Annotated in this window: 17 protein-coding genes; 8 read left to right on the top strand and 9 right to left on the bottom strand. The window is 34.1% G+C overall.

The window, feature by feature from the left end:
- Positions 1 to 227 precede the first annotated feature (227 nt).
- Entirely contained in the window at positions 228 to 1,631 is a 1,404-nt protein-coding gene (locus MR062_RS12635) for an anthranilate synthase component I family protein (RefSeq protein WP_242204823.1), read from the bottom strand.
- A 309-nt stretch (positions 1,632 to 1,940) separates the two neighbouring features.
- Positions 1,941 to 2,399 (bottom strand): MarR family winged helix-turn-helix transcriptional regulator, encoded by a 459-nt coding sequence (locus MR062_RS12630; RefSeq protein ID WP_242204821.1) that lies wholly within the window; start codon positions 2,397 to 2,399, stop codon positions 1,941 to 1,943.
- 126 nt (positions 2,400 to 2,525) lie between these two features.
- On the opposite strand from MR062_RS12630, the gene MR062_RS12625 reads away from it, so the two are divergent.
- From MR062_RS12625 to MR062_RS12600, 6 genes are all read left to right on the top strand, one after another.
- Positions 2,526 to 3,071, top strand: a complete 546-nt coding sequence (locus MR062_RS12625) for a TlpA family protein disulfide reductase (RefSeq protein WP_242204819.1) — start codon at positions 2,526 to 2,528, stop codon at positions 3,069 to 3,071.
- A gap of 6 nt (positions 3,072 to 3,077) precedes the next feature.
- Positions 3,078 to 3,695, top strand: coding sequence for a thioredoxin family protein (locus MR062_RS12620; protein ID WP_242204817.1), 618 nt, complete (start codon positions 3,078 to 3,080; stop codon positions 3,693 to 3,695).
- Between the two features lie 114 nt (positions 3,696 to 3,809).
- The gene (locus tag MR062_RS12615; RefSeq protein WP_242204815.1) at positions 3,810 to 4,127 is read left to right on the top strand and encodes a rhodanese-like domain-containing protein; all 318 of its coding nucleotides are present in this window, start codon (positions 3,810 to 3,812) and stop codon (positions 4,125 to 4,127) included.
- 77 nt (positions 4,128 to 4,204) lie between these two features.
- On the top strand, positions 4,205 to 4,525 hold the full coding sequence (locus MR062_RS12610) for a rhodanese-like domain-containing protein (RefSeq protein WP_242204813.1): 321 nt from the start codon (positions 4,205 to 4,207) through the stop codon (positions 4,523 to 4,525).
- A gap of 212 nt (positions 4,526 to 4,737) precedes the next feature.
- Entirely contained in the window at positions 4,738 to 5,511 is a 774-nt protein-coding gene (locus MR062_RS12605; protein ID WP_242204811.1) for a hypothetical protein, read from the top strand.
- Between the two features lie 165 nt (positions 5,512 to 5,676).
- Entirely contained in the window at positions 5,677 to 5,964 is a 288-nt protein-coding gene (locus MR062_RS12600; protein ID WP_242204808.1) for a hypothetical protein, read from the top strand.
- A 96-nt stretch (positions 5,965 to 6,060) separates the two neighbouring features.
- On the opposite strand, the gene MR062_RS12595 is transcribed toward MR062_RS12600, so the two are convergent.
- Complete coding sequence (locus tag MR062_RS12595) at positions 6,061 to 6,699, bottom strand: hypothetical protein (protein ID WP_242204807.1); 639 nt, start codon at positions 6,697 to 6,699, stop codon at positions 6,061 to 6,063.
- Between the two features lie 38 nt (positions 6,700 to 6,737).
- On the opposite strand from MR062_RS12595, the gene MR062_RS12590 reads away from it, so the two are divergent.
- Positions 6,738 to 7,535 carry a class I SAM-dependent methyltransferase gene (locus MR062_RS12590; RefSeq protein ID WP_242204805.1) on the top strand — a complete coding sequence of 266 codons (798 nt, stop codon included), beginning with the start codon at positions 6,738 to 6,740 and terminating at the stop codon, positions 7,533 to 7,535.
- Between the two features lie 11 nt (positions 7,536 to 7,546).
- On the opposite strand, the gene MR062_RS12585 is transcribed toward MR062_RS12590, so the two are convergent.
- The 4 genes from MR062_RS12585 to MR062_RS12570 all read right to left on the bottom strand — a co-directional run bounded on the left by MR062_RS12585 (position 7,547) and on the right by MR062_RS12570 (position 10,661).
- Positions 7,547 to 7,909, bottom strand: coding sequence for a VOC family protein (locus MR062_RS12585; protein ID WP_242204803.1), 363 nt, complete (start codon positions 7,907 to 7,909; stop codon positions 7,547 to 7,549).
- Between the two features lie 62 nt (positions 7,910 to 7,971).
- A complete protein-coding gene (msrA, locus tag MR062_RS12580; RefSeq protein WP_242204801.1) occupies positions 7,972 to 8,628 on the bottom strand; it encodes a peptide-methionine (S)-S-oxide reductase MsrA in 657 nt (218 codons plus the stop codon).
- A gap of 155 nt (positions 8,629 to 8,783) precedes the next feature.
- Positions 8,784 to 9,563 carry a zinc ribbon domain-containing protein gene (locus MR062_RS12575; RefSeq protein ID WP_242204799.1) on the bottom strand — a complete coding sequence of 260 codons (780 nt, stop codon included), beginning with the start codon at positions 9,561 to 9,563 and terminating at the stop codon, positions 8,784 to 8,786.
- 3 nt (positions 9,564 to 9,566) lie between these two features.
- Positions 9,567 to 10,661 (bottom strand): Nif3-like dinuclear metal center hexameric protein, encoded by a 1,095-nt coding sequence (locus MR062_RS12570; RefSeq protein ID WP_242204796.1) that lies wholly within the window; start codon positions 10,659 to 10,661, stop codon positions 9,567 to 9,569.
- Between the two features lie 154 nt (positions 10,662 to 10,815).
- Here MR062_RS12570 and lpxK point away from each other — a divergent pair, with 154 nt between their 5' ends.
- Positions 10,816 to 11,823, top strand: coding sequence for a tetraacyldisaccharide 4'-kinase (gene lpxK, locus MR062_RS12565; protein WP_242204794.1), 1,008 nt, complete (start codon positions 10,816 to 10,818; stop codon positions 11,821 to 11,823).
- On the opposite strand, the gene MR062_RS12560 is transcribed toward lpxK, so the two are convergent.
- Together MR062_RS12560 and gap are read right to left on the bottom strand one after the other, a co-directional pair.
- Complete coding sequence (locus MR062_RS12560) at positions 11,820 to 14,048, bottom strand: tetratricopeptide repeat-containing hybrid sensor histidine kinase/response regulator (RefSeq protein ID WP_242204792.1); 2,229 nt, start codon at positions 14,046 to 14,048, stop codon at positions 11,820 to 11,822. The two genes, lpxK and MR062_RS12560, sit on opposite strands and share 4 nt — an antisense overlap.
- Positions 14,049 to 14,076: 28 nt before the next feature.
- Positions 14,077 to 15,093 carry a type I glyceraldehyde-3-phosphate dehydrogenase gene (gap, locus tag MR062_RS12555; RefSeq protein WP_242204790.1) on the bottom strand — a complete coding sequence of 339 codons (1,017 nt, stop codon included), beginning with the start codon at positions 15,091 to 15,093 and terminating at the stop codon, positions 14,077 to 14,079.
- Between the last annotated feature and the right edge of the window lie 5 nt (positions 15,094 to 15,098).

Raw genomic sequence — 15,098 nt, 5'->3', positions numbered from 1 at the left:
CTGCAAAGCAGACATTTGTTTTAATAAAATATTTATTCTTGTTTTTGTTCATTTGTCTTGATACAAAACCCTAAGACTTCGCTCAGGGTAGACCAAGCCAAAAATTATATTGAAATGAGGAATTTTTCATACTCATTTTTTCAACTTTCTAACCTCTAACCTCTAACCTCTAACCTCTAACCTCTAACCTCTAACCTCTAACCTCTAACCTCTAACCTCTAACCTCATCATATGTCCTCTGCTAGTTTAATGGCTTTTGTTAGTGCCCCTAATTTATTGTATACTTCCTGTAGCTCGTTTTCTGAATTAGATTTTGATACTAATCCAGCTCCAGCTTGCCAATGCAGTTTATGGTTTTTACTTAAAAATGTACGAATCATAATAGCATGGTTGAAGTTGCCTTCAAAGTCCATAAACCCAATAGCACCACCATAAAATGTTCGGCTTGTTTTTTCGTATTGCTCTATAAGTTGCATGGCACGGTGTTTCGGCGCTCCGCTTAAAGTGCCAGCGGGAAACGTGTCTGATACCACCTGCATGGTTGAAGTGCCATTGTGTTTTTGTCCTGTAACTTTGCTAACCAAATGGATAACATGGGAGAAAAACTGAACTTCACGATAGGTGTCTACAGTGACGTTACTACCATGACGGCTTAAATCGTTTCGTGCCAAATCTACCAGCATCACATGTTCGGCATTTTCCTTATCGTCCATAGTTAGTTGTTGGGCGAGTTCGGCATCTTTGGCATCATTGCCTGTTCGTTTAAACGTGCCGGCAATGGGGTGTATTTCGGCTTTTCCGTGGCTTACTATAAGCTGGGCTTCCGGAGAACTTCCAAAAATTTTAAAATTGCCATAGTCGAAGTAAAATAGATAAGGCGAAGGGTTTATACTGCGTAGCGCTCTGTACACATTAAATTCATCTCCTTTGAATTGTTGGGCAAAGTTTTTGGATAGTACCAATTGAAATACATCGCCACGGGCACAATGCTTTTTGGCTAGTTCGACATGCTGTTTGAACTCATCATCGGTTAAATTTGATTCAATAGTACCTTCCGAAGAAAAATTATAAGATGCATAATTCTTAACTTTTATCAGGTGGTCTATTTCATCAATATTACTTTCCGTTTCATAACAATGGGCGAAAATATAAGCTTCATTTTTAAAATGGTTAATGGCAATGATGTTTTGGTAAACAGCATAGTAAACATCTGGTATTTGTAATGAGTTTTCCTTTTTGGAAATTTCAATGTCTTCAAAATAGCGAACCGCATCGTAAGCCAAATAACCAAATATGCCGTTGTTTATAAATTTAAACTGCTCATCGGAATTCGTTTCAAAACGTTTGGTGAATTGATGTATTTCTTCCGTTACGTCAGCTTGCTTAGTTATGGGGATGCTTGTATGGTTTCCATCCGGGAAAGTTTGAGAGATAATTTCGTTCTCTACTTTAATGGACGCAATGGGATTAAAGCATATATATGAAAAACTATTGTCATTGGCATGGTAATCGCTACTTTCCAGCAAAATACTATTGGGGAACTTGTCCCTTATTTTTAAATAGATACTTACCGGAGTTATGGTATCTGCCAGGATTTTTTTGTAGTGTGTAAATAAATTATATCTCTTCATTATGCTGAACTTTATTTCAGTACTTTTTTTAATTGTCTAGAACAAAAAAAGGCTTGTCGTGAATGACAAGCCTTTTTATATTTTAAGTTTTAAATATACCAGGTTTACTTCACGAAATTTAGTTTCGAAAGCACCACCACCAAGTATTATTTAAAATTGTTTTCATTTGTTTTTTTGTTTAACGGTGTCAAATATAGAAATGAAAAAATAATTACACAATAAATCTATCTATTTTTTTAATACGATTCAATAAAAAAACTACCATAAAGTTATGGTAGTTTTAGATGATTATTAGGGTTAGAGAGAATTTTAGTTTGCTATTAACCTTATCTTTCCTAATAATCGGATGAGTTCTTGAGCTTCATTATTGCTTAGCGTTTTAACAATGTCTTGCTCGGTGCTATCTATCAAAATGTCTATGTCGTCAAGAAAAGCTAAGCCTTTACCGGTAATTGTAATATCTATTTTTCGTTTGTTTTTATTATTAATTTCTTTTTCTACATAACCTTTTTTAATGAGCTTGTCAATTAGCCTCGTCGTATTACTCATTTTATTAATCATGCGATCCTGTACAGTGGCTAATGTGGCAGGTACTCCTTTTTGCCCCCTTAATATTCTAAGTACATTAAATTGTTGTATAGAAATGTCATGGGGTTTAAGAACGTCATTTAGTTTACTGTTTATAATGCTATAACTAAACAAAAGGCTTACAACAACTTTCTTTGAAACAGGTAAATTATTAGTCTTTATAATCTCTTCAATATGCATTTACCAACTGTTGTATATACAAAGGTATATAAAAAATTGAATTATTTAAACTTTTGTTAAATTCGATAGGATTAATTTGTGAATCTATAATTTTATAGATATAATAGTGATAATAGGTAAAAGGGTATGAGATTATATTATTTAGCGGTATTATTCTTGTTTTTTTTAAGTTGTAATAATCAGAAGAAAAATGTTGTCACACCTAAAGAATTAATGAGTGTTAATAGTACTGTTTCTGAAAAGGATTCTGTTTTAGAATTAGAAGTATATACGTTTGATGAGTTTGAAAAATTCTTGAACAAGAAGGATGGAAAAGTACATGTGATAAATTTTTGGGCAACTTGGTGTGCACCTTGTATAAAGGAGTTGCCTTATTTTGAGGAACTCAATAAAAAATATAAGGATAAAAATGTTGAGGTGCTTTTAGTGAGTTTAGACTTTCCGCATTTATACGAATCAAAATTGAAGCCCTTTATAATAAACAAAAAAATAAAGTCTAAAGTCATTGCTTTAGATGACCCCGATATGAATAGCTGGATCCCAAAAGTAGGCACTGCTTGGTCTGGTTCTATACCAGCTACAGTAATATATAAAAATAATGATAAGAAGTTTTATGAGGGCTCATTTACTTTTTCTGAATTAGAAACCGAATTGAAACAATTTTTAAATTAGGAACCTATGCGACAAATAAAAAATGCAATAGCGGCCTTAACATTATTAGTGGTGTTAAGTGCTTTTACAGATTTTAATGCCCATTTAGAAAATGGGTATAAAATAGGTGATGTTGTTAGTGATTTTAAACTAATGAACGTAGACGGTAAAATGGTTTCGTTGTCTAAATACAAAGAAGCTAAAGGCTTTATAGTGGTGTTTACATGTAATACATGTCCATATGCAAGGATGTACGAAGAAAGAATTATTGCGCTTAACAATAAGTATGATGCAAAAGGGTATCCAGTAATTGCAATAATGCCTAACAATCCTACTATTAAGAAAGGAGACAGTTTTGAGGCCATGAAAGAACGTGCAAAAAGCAAAGGATTCACTTTTCCGTATTTAATAGATAAAGACCAAGAAGTTTATCCGCAATTTGGAGCTACAAAAACCCCTCATGTATATGTTTTACAAAAAACAAAAAAAGGAAATGTGGTGGAATATATAGGAGCAATAGATGATAACTACAACGATGCCTCGGCAGTTAGTAATAAATATGTAGAGGATGCCGTTAATGCGCTTTTAGAAGGAAAGGAAGTGCAACAAAAAGAAACAAAGGCTATTGGTTGTTCAATAAAATAAGGCTTAAACGAAAAAGACATTAATAAAAAAAATCCGAGTTATAATATACTCGGATTTTTTTGTTTGTTTTAACCAAGATATATTAATTTTGTATTTCATCCTAATCACTAACCAATGGAAGATTTAACACAAGAAGAATGGTCTGAACAACTAGCTAACGACAATAATGCTGTTGTTTTAGATGTTCGTACAGACGATGAAGTAGCAGACGGAATTATCCCCAACGCTATTCATATAGACATTTATAAAGGGCAAGACTTTATTAATGAGCTTGAAAAATTAGACAAGTCCAAAAATTATTATGTATATTGTAGATCGGGCAACCGAAGTGGACAAGCCTGTCGTATCATGGATGAATTAGGTTTTGAAAATGCCTTTAACCTAGAAGGCGGTATTATAGAGTGGCACGGCGATATAGTAGATGTTGATTAAAAAATGATAAGGTGAGATTACTTTTGTTTTTATTTGGGGTATCAGTTTTAGTAGGGTGTAAACAGCCTGACCAAACAGTGACTAAAATTGTTTCTTCAGAAGAAATGCAAACCTTATTGCAAAAAGAAGGTGTTCAGTTTATAGATGTGAGGACACCCGAGGAATATAATGAAGGTTTTATTCCAAATGCAACAAACATTAATTTTTTATCGCCCACTTTTTTAAAGGATATAGAAAGCTTGGATAAGGAAAAGCCTATTATTATATATTGCCGAAGTGGAAGACGAAGCGGTAAATGCTCCAAGACATTAGAAGAAGTAGGTTTTAAGGAGATATACGATTTGGAAGGTGGCATCACCAAATGGAAAGCTCAAGGCCTTAAAGTCGAAACAAAATAGTTCAAAGCTCTCATTATGAGAGCTTTTTTTATATCTCCCTGTTTTTTTTTCTTATATTTAGTATCTCCAAATTATGAGCCTTTATCTTAAATGAGAAATAAGACGCTCATTTATTATATAATTCCATTCTCTATTCTCTCCCCCAATGATTGATTTATAGCAACTCTATTACACAATAGTGTGTAGTAGTTAACTAACCAAACAATTTAATCATGATTAAAAAATCAATTTCTCAATGCTTACTGGTTCTTATAGTGATAAGCGCCAGTTTTTCTTTAAATGCACAAGACGATTCCAAGGACTATGTCATGTTTGAAACCATGATGATGACACCAGATTACACCAATCTCAAAGTTTTAGGAGATAACATGCGGGCCCACAACGCAAAATATCACAGCGAAGGAGCTTATGAGGCAGCGGTATATACCATTTCAACTGGGCCAAACTCTGGAAGAATGGTTTGGATGATGGGGCCTGTAACGTATACCCATTTAGATTCACGTCCGTCAGAAGGTGGACATGATGAAGATTGGAGGGATAATGTCATGCCTTATATTAAAAAAATCCATACTTCGGAATATTGGAAAATGGATGGGAAGCTTTCTAATGTGTCTATGCTAGATGGTGATAACGCTAAATACCCAATCGTATTTGTGAGATATGGGGAAGTTGAAGACGATCATTCATATGCTTTTAAATCATTTTTTGAGATGGTAAGTAAAACTGTAAAGGCTATGGAAGGAGAAAATCCTTGGGGCTTGTACTATAACGAGTTTAGGCAAGGCGATTTGGGTAGACATGTAGCTTCGGTTAGTTTTTTTAAAAACTGGGCAGAGTTTGATGATGATTCGGTAAGTTTTAAGGATACATTTAAAACAGCTATAGGAGAGGATAAATGGCAGAATTTTATAGATATGGCAGATAACGTGTTTTCCAATACTTGGGACGAAATATGGTCTTATAATGCTTATATGAGTGGTAAATAATTAAGTTATTTACCATATTACCTTTTGTCTAGGAATAAAAACCTTTGCTAGAACTTTTTAGTAGAGGTTTTTGTTTTGTCTTGTTTTTGAGTTATTTAACTTAAATATTTTTCAGGTTTGGAACTTTTTGTGTAAATTTAAAGAGCAACATAAAAATTTAGAGTTATGAACATGATGAATGGCTGGTTAATTTTGTCCATAGTAGCTTTACTGTTTTTAAGCATGTACGTTTATGCTAATGTTTTTGTTTTTTTGGAAAGGATTAGAGAAAAGAAAAAGAAAAGAGCAGAACAGCAAAATCTTGAGTTAATAGCTCAAGAAAAAGAAAGGAAACGCCAAATTAGGGAGGAAAAGTTTAAAAAACTAAGAGATAGGAGTAAAGAAATTAGAGAAGAATTAAAGCGGTTGGAATTAATGAAATTAAGCAAGATGAAAGCGCAAAAAGCACATTAATAAGCGTTACTTATAGATATAAAAGCACCTAAATTAAACTTAGGTGCTTTTTTTATGGGGAAATGGTATGGGTAATTTAAAATAAAATGGGAATTGTTATTTATGAACACTAATTTTAACGTCCTTAAAATTTAAACTCCAATCGCTTTGCGGGTTTTTATGGTCTAATGCTATTTTAATGCCGTTAAAATCTTGATAGTTTTCAAAAGTATTAATCAACGTTGGTTCAGTACTGTTTCCCCTTCTAAAAATCCATTCTTCAATGATATAATTGTCATTATAAAATAAATCATAAGCATCACCAGGAGTATAGCCACCGGTATTAGAGTAAGTCATTGTTATTTTGTTTAGATCGCGGTTGCTAATGGGGGCTTTTGCTATAATCGGTTTGGATAGCGTAAGACCTTCATCCCATATTAACTGGAAGGGGATAAGCAGCCAGAATTTATCATTTACAAAAGCACGATCTATTTGTATGGTTGTTGAATCTACCGTAGCACGATTATAACTAATACTAATGGTATCTTTGGTATAGATAATATCATTTGTTTTAGGGTTCCACTTCCAGTGCCGTTTACCGCTGAAATTAAATTCAACTTCAGTAACATTTTTCCAATGCTCAAAGCCATGCGCATTTGCGATCTTTTGGGCGTTAGTAAGCTTAATTTCTTTTTTAGTTTCTTTACAGGAAACAAAAAGACAAAACATGGCTAAGGAGTAAAATAAGTTTTTCATTAATTTGGTTTTTGTAAAGATAAAGATAAGGTTTCACTATGAATGAAAATGATAAATATTTTAAGGTTAATAAAGATACCTGGAACAAAAAAGTAAAAGCGCATGCCAATAGCAATATGTATGATTTGAAGGGGTTCAAAAAAGGAAAATCTTCGCTAATGCCATACGAATTGGAAGCCTTAGGCAATGTGAAAGGGAAAACGCTATTGCATTTGCAATGCCATTTTGGGCAAGATACTTTAAGTTGGAGCAGAATGGGGGCCAAGTGTACAGGAGTTGATTTAAGTGATGAAGGTATCAAGTTGGCAAAAGAATTAAATGCCGAACTTGGTTTAGATGCCCAATTTGTTTGCTGTAATGTTTTGGAAACTTCAAAGTATATAAGAGAAACATTTGATGTGGTGTTTACCAGTTATGGTGTGATAGGCTGGTTGCCCGATTTAGAACCTTGGGGTAAATTAATTGCTGAAAAACTAAATAAAGGAGGGGTCTTTTTTATGGCTGAATTTCACCCTATAGTTTGGATGTTCGATTATTTAGAAGATAAACCAATTATGAAATATGGCTATATGCAAGATGCTGTTATTTATGAAGAGTACGCAGGCACATATGCTAACCAAAATGCAAAAATGATTAGTAAGGAATATGGTTGGAACCATGGGTTGGGAGAGGTGGTTTCGGCCTTAACACAGGCCGGTTTGCATATTGAATATTTAAAAGAGTTTAATGAAAGCCCCTATAATGTATTACCCAATTTAATTGAAACAGAATCGGGGTTGTACGTTTCTAAGGATAAACTATATCCATTGATTTTTACTATCAAGGCAACAAAATAATGGTGGTCCAATTAGATATCTTCTACAATAAATATAGCATTTTTGTTGAGGTCATAAAAACCAAACTCATTGGTTTTCCAAGGCGTTTGTAGCCGTAATTTATCAGGTTTTACAGTACCTTTTTCTACAAACTCCTGAAAAATGGGGGTAATGTTCTTTACAAATATTTTAATTACAGAGCCACCAAGCAAGGGATCGTCTTCCGTATCGGCATGCCATTGTAAATGGATGCATAAATTCTCCCTTCTCATAACGGCATACATGCTGTCTTTATGTAAAAGTTTAAAGCCAACATATTTTTCATACCATAAAACATCCCTATTAATGTCCTGACTGGGTAAAACAGGGGAGATTTCCAATAATTGGGTTTTCATATGTGATAAATAATGATTTGTTGAATTTAATGGAAATTTTTGTAATGAGAAAAACAATGTGTTTAATGCTCTTTCTTTAATACCTCGGGCATTTTTGTTTGAAACCGTTTTAACCTTGGAATGGAAACGTTTCTTATATAACTGTTGTTGGGGTGTAGGCGTTCGTAGTTTTGATGATAGTCTTCTGCTTTCCAAAACTTTTTAAAAGGAAGGACTTCGGCAGCAATACTTGCATTTAGTTTTTGGGCTAAAGCCTCTTTTTTCTTTATAATAATATCTTTTTGAGCCTTGTTTTGATAAAAAATAATAGAGCGGTATTGAGAGCCTCTATCTGGACCTTGTCCATTAACCTGAGTTGGATTTTGTGAAGCAAAGTAAACATCTACCAGGGTTTCAAAACTTACCACATTGGGGTTGTAAATAACTTCTACCGCCTCGGCATGCCCTGTTCTTCCAGTGTTACTGGATTCATAGGTAGGGTTTTGGGTATGACCGCCAGAATAACCGCTTATAGCTTCGTCTACACCTTTAACACTTTCGTAAATAGCTTCTACACACCAAAAACATCCGCTTGCAAAATAGGCTCTGGCTTTCCCATTTTTTATTGGGACTTCAACAGGTGGTCCAACTTCAGTTGCTTGTTGTTTTGCGTTTTCTTGTGCATTATTTCTGCAGTTAAACAATACAATAAATAATACCAGTGTTACTATACGATTCATGATGTTTATTTTTTGTTATTCACCTTAGACGGATTAGTGTTTAAAAACTTAACTTAAAATTATAAGAAATTTAAATAGGCTATAAGATAAGATAAAAATAAAAAGCCTTCATGTTTATTACATGAAGGCTTTAATCTATAATGGTTTAAAATGGTTTAGAGCTTAGAAAAAAGCTTTTCCATTTTTGCTTTTTGTTCTTCAGCTAAAGCGGCGTCTACTAAAATTCGTCCACTGTGTTCATCTGTAATAACTTTTTTGCGAGAAGCTATTTCTACCTGAACCTGTGGGGGTATGGTAAAGAAAGATCCACCAGAAGCACCTCTTTCAATTGGTACTACAGCCAGCCCATTTTTAACACTGCCACGAATTCTATTGTAGGCCGTTACTAAGCGCGCTTCTATTTGCTCTTTGTACTCTTCAGATTTAGCGATTAACGCAAGCTCTTCTTTTTCGGTTTCAGCTAAAATAGCATCAAGTTCTCCTTTTTTGTGCTTTAAATGCGTTTCGCGTTCTTTTAAGCGCTCTTTGGTTTCGGCAATAATTTCTTTTTTCTGCTCTATTTGCGCTTTAAACTCCCTTATGTGCTTTTCGGCCAGTTCAATTTCTAATTCTTGAAATTCAACTTCTTTGGTAAGTGAGTTATATTCTCTGTTATTTCTAACATTCTTTTGCTGCTCAGTGTACTTTTTTATAAGTGTTTTAGCTTCTTCAATAAGGTTCTTTTTAGAAGCAATATCATTATCTATTAACTCTAGGCTTGAAACTAATTTTTCAAGTCTAATGTTTAATCCAGCCACTTCATCTTCTAAATCGCGCACTTCTAAAGGCAGTTCACCACGAACATTTCTTATTTCATCAATGCGTGAATCGATTAATTGTAAATCGTATAAAGCTCTTAAACGCTCTTCTACAGTTGCTTCTTTCTTTTTAGCCATACTTTAAAAATACTTAACAGGATTGGTATTTGTCTTTGATAAAACGACTGCAAAATTAGTAATTTTTTTTGTAAGATACGCTACTAGAAGGTTTTTTGTGAACTGTTCACTTTCATAATGCCCGATATCTGCTAAAAGTATCTTGTTTTCGGCAGTAAAAAAGTCGTGGTATTTTAAGTCGGCCGTGATAAAAGCGTCTGCACCAGCGCCTTTGGCAGCTTGGATGGCAAAACTGCCTGAGCCTCCAAGTACAGCAACTTTTTTAATGGATTTTCCCAATAATGCCGAATGTCTAATGCATTCAGTTTTCATGGTGTCCTTAATGTGCCTTAAAAAATCAGTTTCACTTAGGGGAGATTCTAATTCACCAACCATACCCATGCCTATGTTTTGATTTGTATTGTTAAGTGTGATAACTTCGTAAGCTACTTCTTCATAAGTATGCGTATTAAAAAGGGTCTTTAGTATTTTAGACTCTAAATGTTTAGAGAAGGTAACCGTAATTTTAGTTTCCTTTTCTGTATGTATTTCTCCTTTTTGTCCTTTTGTGGGGTTAGATTGTTCGTTGCCATTAAATGTGCCATATCCATCAACATTAAAGCTGCAATCATTATAATTGCCAATGCTACCGGCTCCTGCTTGAAAGAGGGCATTGCGTAAATGGTCGGCTTCCTCAATGGGGACATAGGTAGTCAGTTTTTTAATGGTTCCAGATTGGGGAATAAGTATGTGTTTGTTGGTTAAGCCCAATGTATTGAAAATCATATCATTTACACCCAAATTCGAATTGTCTAAGGCTGTATGCATGCTATAAATGGCAATATTGTGCTTTATGGCTTTTATAACCACGCGCTCCACATAGGTCTTTCCGTTAAGCTTTTTAAGGCCTTTAAAAATTATTGGGTGAAAACTCACCACAAGATTGCAGTTGTTCTCTATGGCTTCGTCTATAACAGATTCAAGCGTGTCGAGTGTTACTAATACACCGGTTAAATTTGTGTTTTTGTCTCCAACCAAAAGCCCTACATTGTCAAAGTCCTCGGCATAGTTTAGGGGGGCAAGCTCTTCTAAGTGATTGATGACATCTTGAATAATCATATTATTTTCATTTATTGATTATTAAACAAATATAAAATATTTACTTTGCTCTTATAAAAAGAGACCTAACAATAAAATGGGTTTAATTGAAAATAGTTATTGGTAAATTATATTAGCCACTCGAATGGTAGGTCTCGTTTATAAAATTTGATGCATGAAATTATTACGGAACATAGCCCTTCCAATTGTGCCCATTTACTATTTGGTAACTAGTATTAGGAACAAGTTTTATGATTGGGGGATAAAGAAGTCTACATCATTTAATTTCCCCGTGATTTGTGTTGGCAATTTAAGTGTAGGAGGGACTGGTAAAACACCAATGATAGAGTATTTGATAAGGCTGTTAAAAGACGATTATAAGGTAGCGACTCTTAGCAGAGGCTATAAACGAAAAACACAGGGGTTTCAATTGGCAGATGAAAGCTCTAATGCAGAAACCTTAGGTGATGAGCCTTTTCAGTTTTATAATAAGTTTAAAGGCAATATACAGGTTGCAGTTGATGCCAATCGGGTTAATGGTATAGGGCAATTGAGGTTGCTGGAAGAGCAACCCGAAGTTATTTTATTGGACGATGCTTACCAGCATAGAAAAGTAAAAGCTGGGTTTAATATTTTGCTTACTACGTATAGTAATTTGTATGTTAACGATGTTGTTCTTCCAACGGGGAATTTAAGGGAACCCAAGAGAGGGGCGAAACGTGCCGATATTATTGTAATTACAAAATGTCCAGAGCATTTGGACAACGCCGAAAAGGAAGCTATTTTAGGCAGTATAGCGCCTTTAGACCACCAGCATGTATTTTTTAGCCATATTCAATATGCTAGCGAGGTAAGGTCTTTGGACAAGCGTATTAGTTTGGACGATTTAAAATCTTTTACTTTGGTGACGGGTATTGCCAATGCTAGGCCTTTGGTTGAGTTTTTAAAGCAGAAGGGACTTAATTTTGAGCACTTAAATTTTAAGGACCATCATGAGTTTTCTGTAAATGATATTGAAAAGCTTAAGGGCACGTCCCATATTGTAACTACAGAAAAAGATTTTGTAAGATTGAAAAAATTTGAAGCCTTAAAGGATAGGTTGTATTACTTGCCAATAGAAACTAAAATAGACGATAGCAAAGCGTTCGATTCGCTTTTAAGAAATTTTGTAGAAAGGTATTAGGCCGACTTTTTCTTTTTGTTTAAGGCATTAAATAACTTTTTCTCAAATTCTTCCTGCTTAAATGGCTTCGGAATAATGTCTGTAAATCCAGCTTCATCAAACTCTTGCATTCTGTCTTCGATGGTTACTGCGGTTAATGCAAAAATGGTTAATTCTTTGTCGAAGGTTCTAACGATTTTGGTAGCTTCAATACCACTAATACCTGGCATATGAATGTCCATTAACACGATATCGTAACTGTTCGTTTTAATTTTATCTACAGCATCTTCACCATTGTCTACAATATCACAGTTAAGATTCATTTTAGTTAGAATCTTCTTGGTAATCATTTGATTGATTTTGTTGTCTTCAACCACTAAGATCTTAACCTTAGTTAAATCAATTTCGTTAGTGTCCTTGGTGAAATAAGACTGTTTGGTTTCTTTAATTTCACCTTGATCGGTATATTCGAGCGGTATTTCAAAATAGAAGGTTGTGCCTTTACCAAGTTCACTGGTTAAGTAAATCTTACCTTTTAATATTTCTATAAGCCCCTTAACAATGGAAAGGCCAAGACCTGTACCTCCATATTTTCTATTAATTTGGATGGAGCCTTGTGAGAAACTTTCAAACATATGGTCTTGCTTCTCCTTGCTAATACCTATACCGTTGTCTTCAACTTCAAACCTAAGGGTATAATTGTTATTGTCCTGTTCAATTTTATGAACCCTTATCCAAATATCCCCGTCTTTGGTAAATTTAATGGAGTTGCCTATTAGGTTAATTAAGATTTGGGATATTTTTATTTGGTCGGCAATAAAGTTTTCGGGTAAATCTTTAGGGTATTCAAAATGTATTTTAATATTGTTATCTAATGCCGAATTATTTAGGGCCATAACAATATTATTAATCTTGCTTTTAAGGTTGAATGGCTCTGGCTCTATATTTACTTTATTGGCTTCAATTTTATTTAGTTGAAGAATATCGTTAATAAAAGTAAGCAAGTAATCTCCAGAAAACTTTAGAGACTTTAAATGCTGTATTTGTTCAGGCTTTGGGTCTTCGTCCAATAACATGTTACTTAAACCTGTAACAGCATATAAAGGCGTACGTAATTCGTGTGTTACGGTTGATAGGAAGTTGGCTTTGGTTTTAGAGGCCAATTCGGCTTTTTCTTTAGCAATAATAAGTTCACTATTCTTTTTATGAAGCATATTATTGGTCTTTAACCTTATATTGTTGTTTTTATATAATGATAAAGTTAATAGTGATAAAATAGTAATTAAAGCCACACTTAAAATAGAGATGAGGGTGCCTAAATCGTTTTTACTTTCTGCTTCCTCTTTATCTTTATTTGCTTTTTTTAGCTCCTCGGCTTTATCGGCCATTAAATATTCAATTCGCTTTTCAGGAGAAAGGTTTTCATGTTGGATGGCTTGTAGTGAATCAGACAGTTTTAAATGGCTTTTAAGGTAGTCGTAAGACATTTTAAAATCGTTTTGCTTACTGCTTATATCACTTAATACCAAATAGCAATCATTTAAAATACTTATATAGTCGTTCTGCTTGGCTAATTTTAAACTTTCATTTACTAATGTTGAAGCTCTTTGAACAAGGCCTGAATCAAGATATACCTTACTAAGGTTAACCAAAGCTTTGCTTTGAAGCCTAGTAAGGTTTAATTTTTTTGATAAGTTAAGGGATTGGTCTAAGTGAATTCTTGCATTTTTTAAATTCTTTAATTCCATATAGGTAAGCCCCTCATGAAATAGAATCTCTGCCAATTTTTCATTTAAATCTTCTTCTTCGAATTTAGATTTAGCCGCTCTATATTGTTCTAGGGCAAGCTTGTACTCCTTCTTCTTTAAGTAAATATCACCAAAAATTTTATATGACTCCCCTAAGTTGATATTATCGTTGTTTAATCGTTGTACTCTAATCGCTTGAGTTATGGACTTAATAGCTTTGTCTGCTTCTTCTACAGTTAACTGTAACTTCCCTATTGTGGCATAAATAATGCCCAAACGCTCTTCGTTATTAGCCTCGGTAGCTAGCTTTAAAGCTTCATCAAGTTCTTTTTGGGCCTCAAAATAATCGAAGTTTTCAATATCCTTTTCGGACTCTTGAAGGTGGTAATCTATGCGGTTTTGGATGATCTCTGGATCATCGTCAATGGAGTTTTGTGCAAAGGAAATTAAGCCTAAGCATAAAAAAAATGCAGATATGTAGTGTTTTATTTGGGGCATTTTAAATTAATCTTACCGACAAATATAATTATTTTATCGATAAAACACTCTTTTTTACCGATAAATTGCATAATAAATCAATTATTCTTTGTGAATAGCCAGTTTCATTGTCGTACCACCCAATAATTTTTACCATGTTTCCTATAACCGAGGTCATTAGTGAATCAAAGATACAAGAATGTGTGTTTCCTACAACATCAATGGAAACAATAGGGGCTTCTGTATATTGAATGATATTCTTATAATGGTTATTAGAAGCTTCTTTAAAGGCTGTATTTATGTCGTCTATTGAAACGGTTTGTTTTACATTAAATGTGATATCGGTTAAAGAACCATTAATAACAGGGACTCTTATGCCACATCCACCAATAACATCTGAAAGTTCAGGAAAAATTTTGGTAAGTGCCTTTGCTGCTCCGGTAGTTGTTGGGACAATGGATTGTCCTGCTGCCCTGGCTCGTCTAAGGTCGTTATGTGGTTGGTCATGTAAACTTTGGTCGGTCGTATAAGAATGTACCGTAGTAATATATGCCTGGTCAATACCACAGAGTTTGTTAATAACATCAATCATTGGGGCAGCATTATTTGTAGTGCAAGAGGCATTAGAAATAATGGTTTCTGTCCCATCAATAATGTTGTCGTTTACACCCAATACAATAGTTTTAATGCTATCCTCAAGTGGGGGCACACTTAAAATAACACGTTTGGCACCATTTATTAAATGGTATTGTAAATCTGTAGCGGTTTTAAATTTTCCGGTAGATTCAATAACAAAATCAACTTGAAAAGCACTCCAATCTATATGTTTTGGATGGTTTTCGTTTAAAAGAGGAATTGTTTTATCGTTTACTACAATGGCCTTATCGGTAAATGAAGTTTCAGCGGGGAAAATGCCATGAATACTGTCGTATTTAAGTAAATGGCTAAGCGTTTTGCCATCAGATAAATCGTTTATGGCAACAACTTGAATGTTTTTGTGGTTTTGGAGCAACCTAAAAACACGCCTGCCTATTCTGCCAAAGCCATTAATAGCAACATTTATCATAGCTT

It is taken from the genome of Aestuariivivens insulae, assembly GCF_022662195.1.
In the GTDB taxonomy this organism is placed as follows: domain Bacteria; phylum Bacteroidota; class Bacteroidia; order Flavobacteriales; family Flavobacteriaceae; genus Aestuariivivens; species Aestuariivivens insulae.
The sequence above is the reverse complement of the archived record's forward strand: the minus strand, read 5'-3'. Positions and strand labels throughout refer to the sequence as shown.

Bases quoted from the DNA above. Each gene is read 5' to 3' on its own strand.
- MR062_RS12635 (WP_242204823.1), bottom strand. From the start codon at position 1,631: ATGAAGAGATATAATTTATTTACACACTACAAAAAAATCCTGGCAGAT.
- MR062_RS12630 (WP_242204821.1), bottom strand. From the start codon at position 2,399: ATGCATATTGAAGAGATTATAAAGACTAATAATTTACCTGTTTCAAAG.
- MR062_RS12625 (WP_242204819.1), top strand. From the start codon at position 2,526: ATGAGATTATATTATTTAGCGGTATTATTCTTGTTTTTTTTAAGTTGT.
- MR062_RS12620 (WP_242204817.1), top strand. From the start codon at position 3,078: ATGCGACAAATAAAAAATGCAATAGCGGCCTTAACATTATTAGTGGTG.
- MR062_RS12615 (WP_242204815.1), top strand. From the start codon at position 3,810: ATGGAAGATTTAACACAAGAAGAATGGTCTGAACAACTAGCTAACGAC.
- MR062_RS12605 (WP_242204811.1), top strand. From the start codon at position 4,738: ATGATTAAAAAATCAATTTCTCAATGCTTACTGGTTCTTATAGTGATA.
- MR062_RS12600 (WP_242204808.1), top strand. From the start codon at position 5,677: ATGAACATGATGAATGGCTGGTTAATTTTGTCCATAGTAGCTTTACTG.
- MR062_RS12595 (WP_242204807.1), bottom strand. From the start codon at position 6,699: ATGAAAAACTTATTTTACTCCTTAGCCATGTTTTGTCTTTTTGTTTCC.
- MR062_RS12590 (WP_242204805.1), top strand. From the start codon at position 6,738: ATGAATGAAAATGATAAATATTTTAAGGTTAATAAAGATACCTGGAAC.
- MR062_RS12585 (WP_242204803.1), bottom strand. From the start codon at position 7,909: ATGAAAACCCAATTATTGGAAATCTCCCCTGTTTTACCCAGTCAGGAC.
- msrA (WP_242204801.1), bottom strand. From the start codon at position 8,628: ATGAATCGTATAGTAACACTGGTATTATTTATTGTATTGTTTAACTGC.
- MR062_RS12575 (WP_242204799.1), bottom strand. From the start codon at position 9,563: ATGGCTAAAAAGAAAGAAGCAACTGTAGAAGAGCGTTTAAGAGCTTTA.
- MR062_RS12570 (WP_242204796.1), bottom strand. From the start codon at position 10,661: ATGATTATTCAAGATGTCATCAATCACTTAGAAGAGCTTGCCCCCCTA.
- lpxK (WP_242204794.1), top strand. From the start codon at position 10,816: ATGAAATTATTACGGAACATAGCCCTTCCAATTGTGCCCATTTACTAT.
- MR062_RS12560 (WP_242204792.1), bottom strand. From the start codon at position 14,048: ATGCCCCAAATAAAACACTACATATCTGCATTTTTTTTATGCTTAGGC.
- gap (WP_242204790.1), bottom strand. From the start codon at position 15,093: ATGATAAATGTTGCTATTAATGGCTTTGGCAGAATAGGCAGGCGTGTT.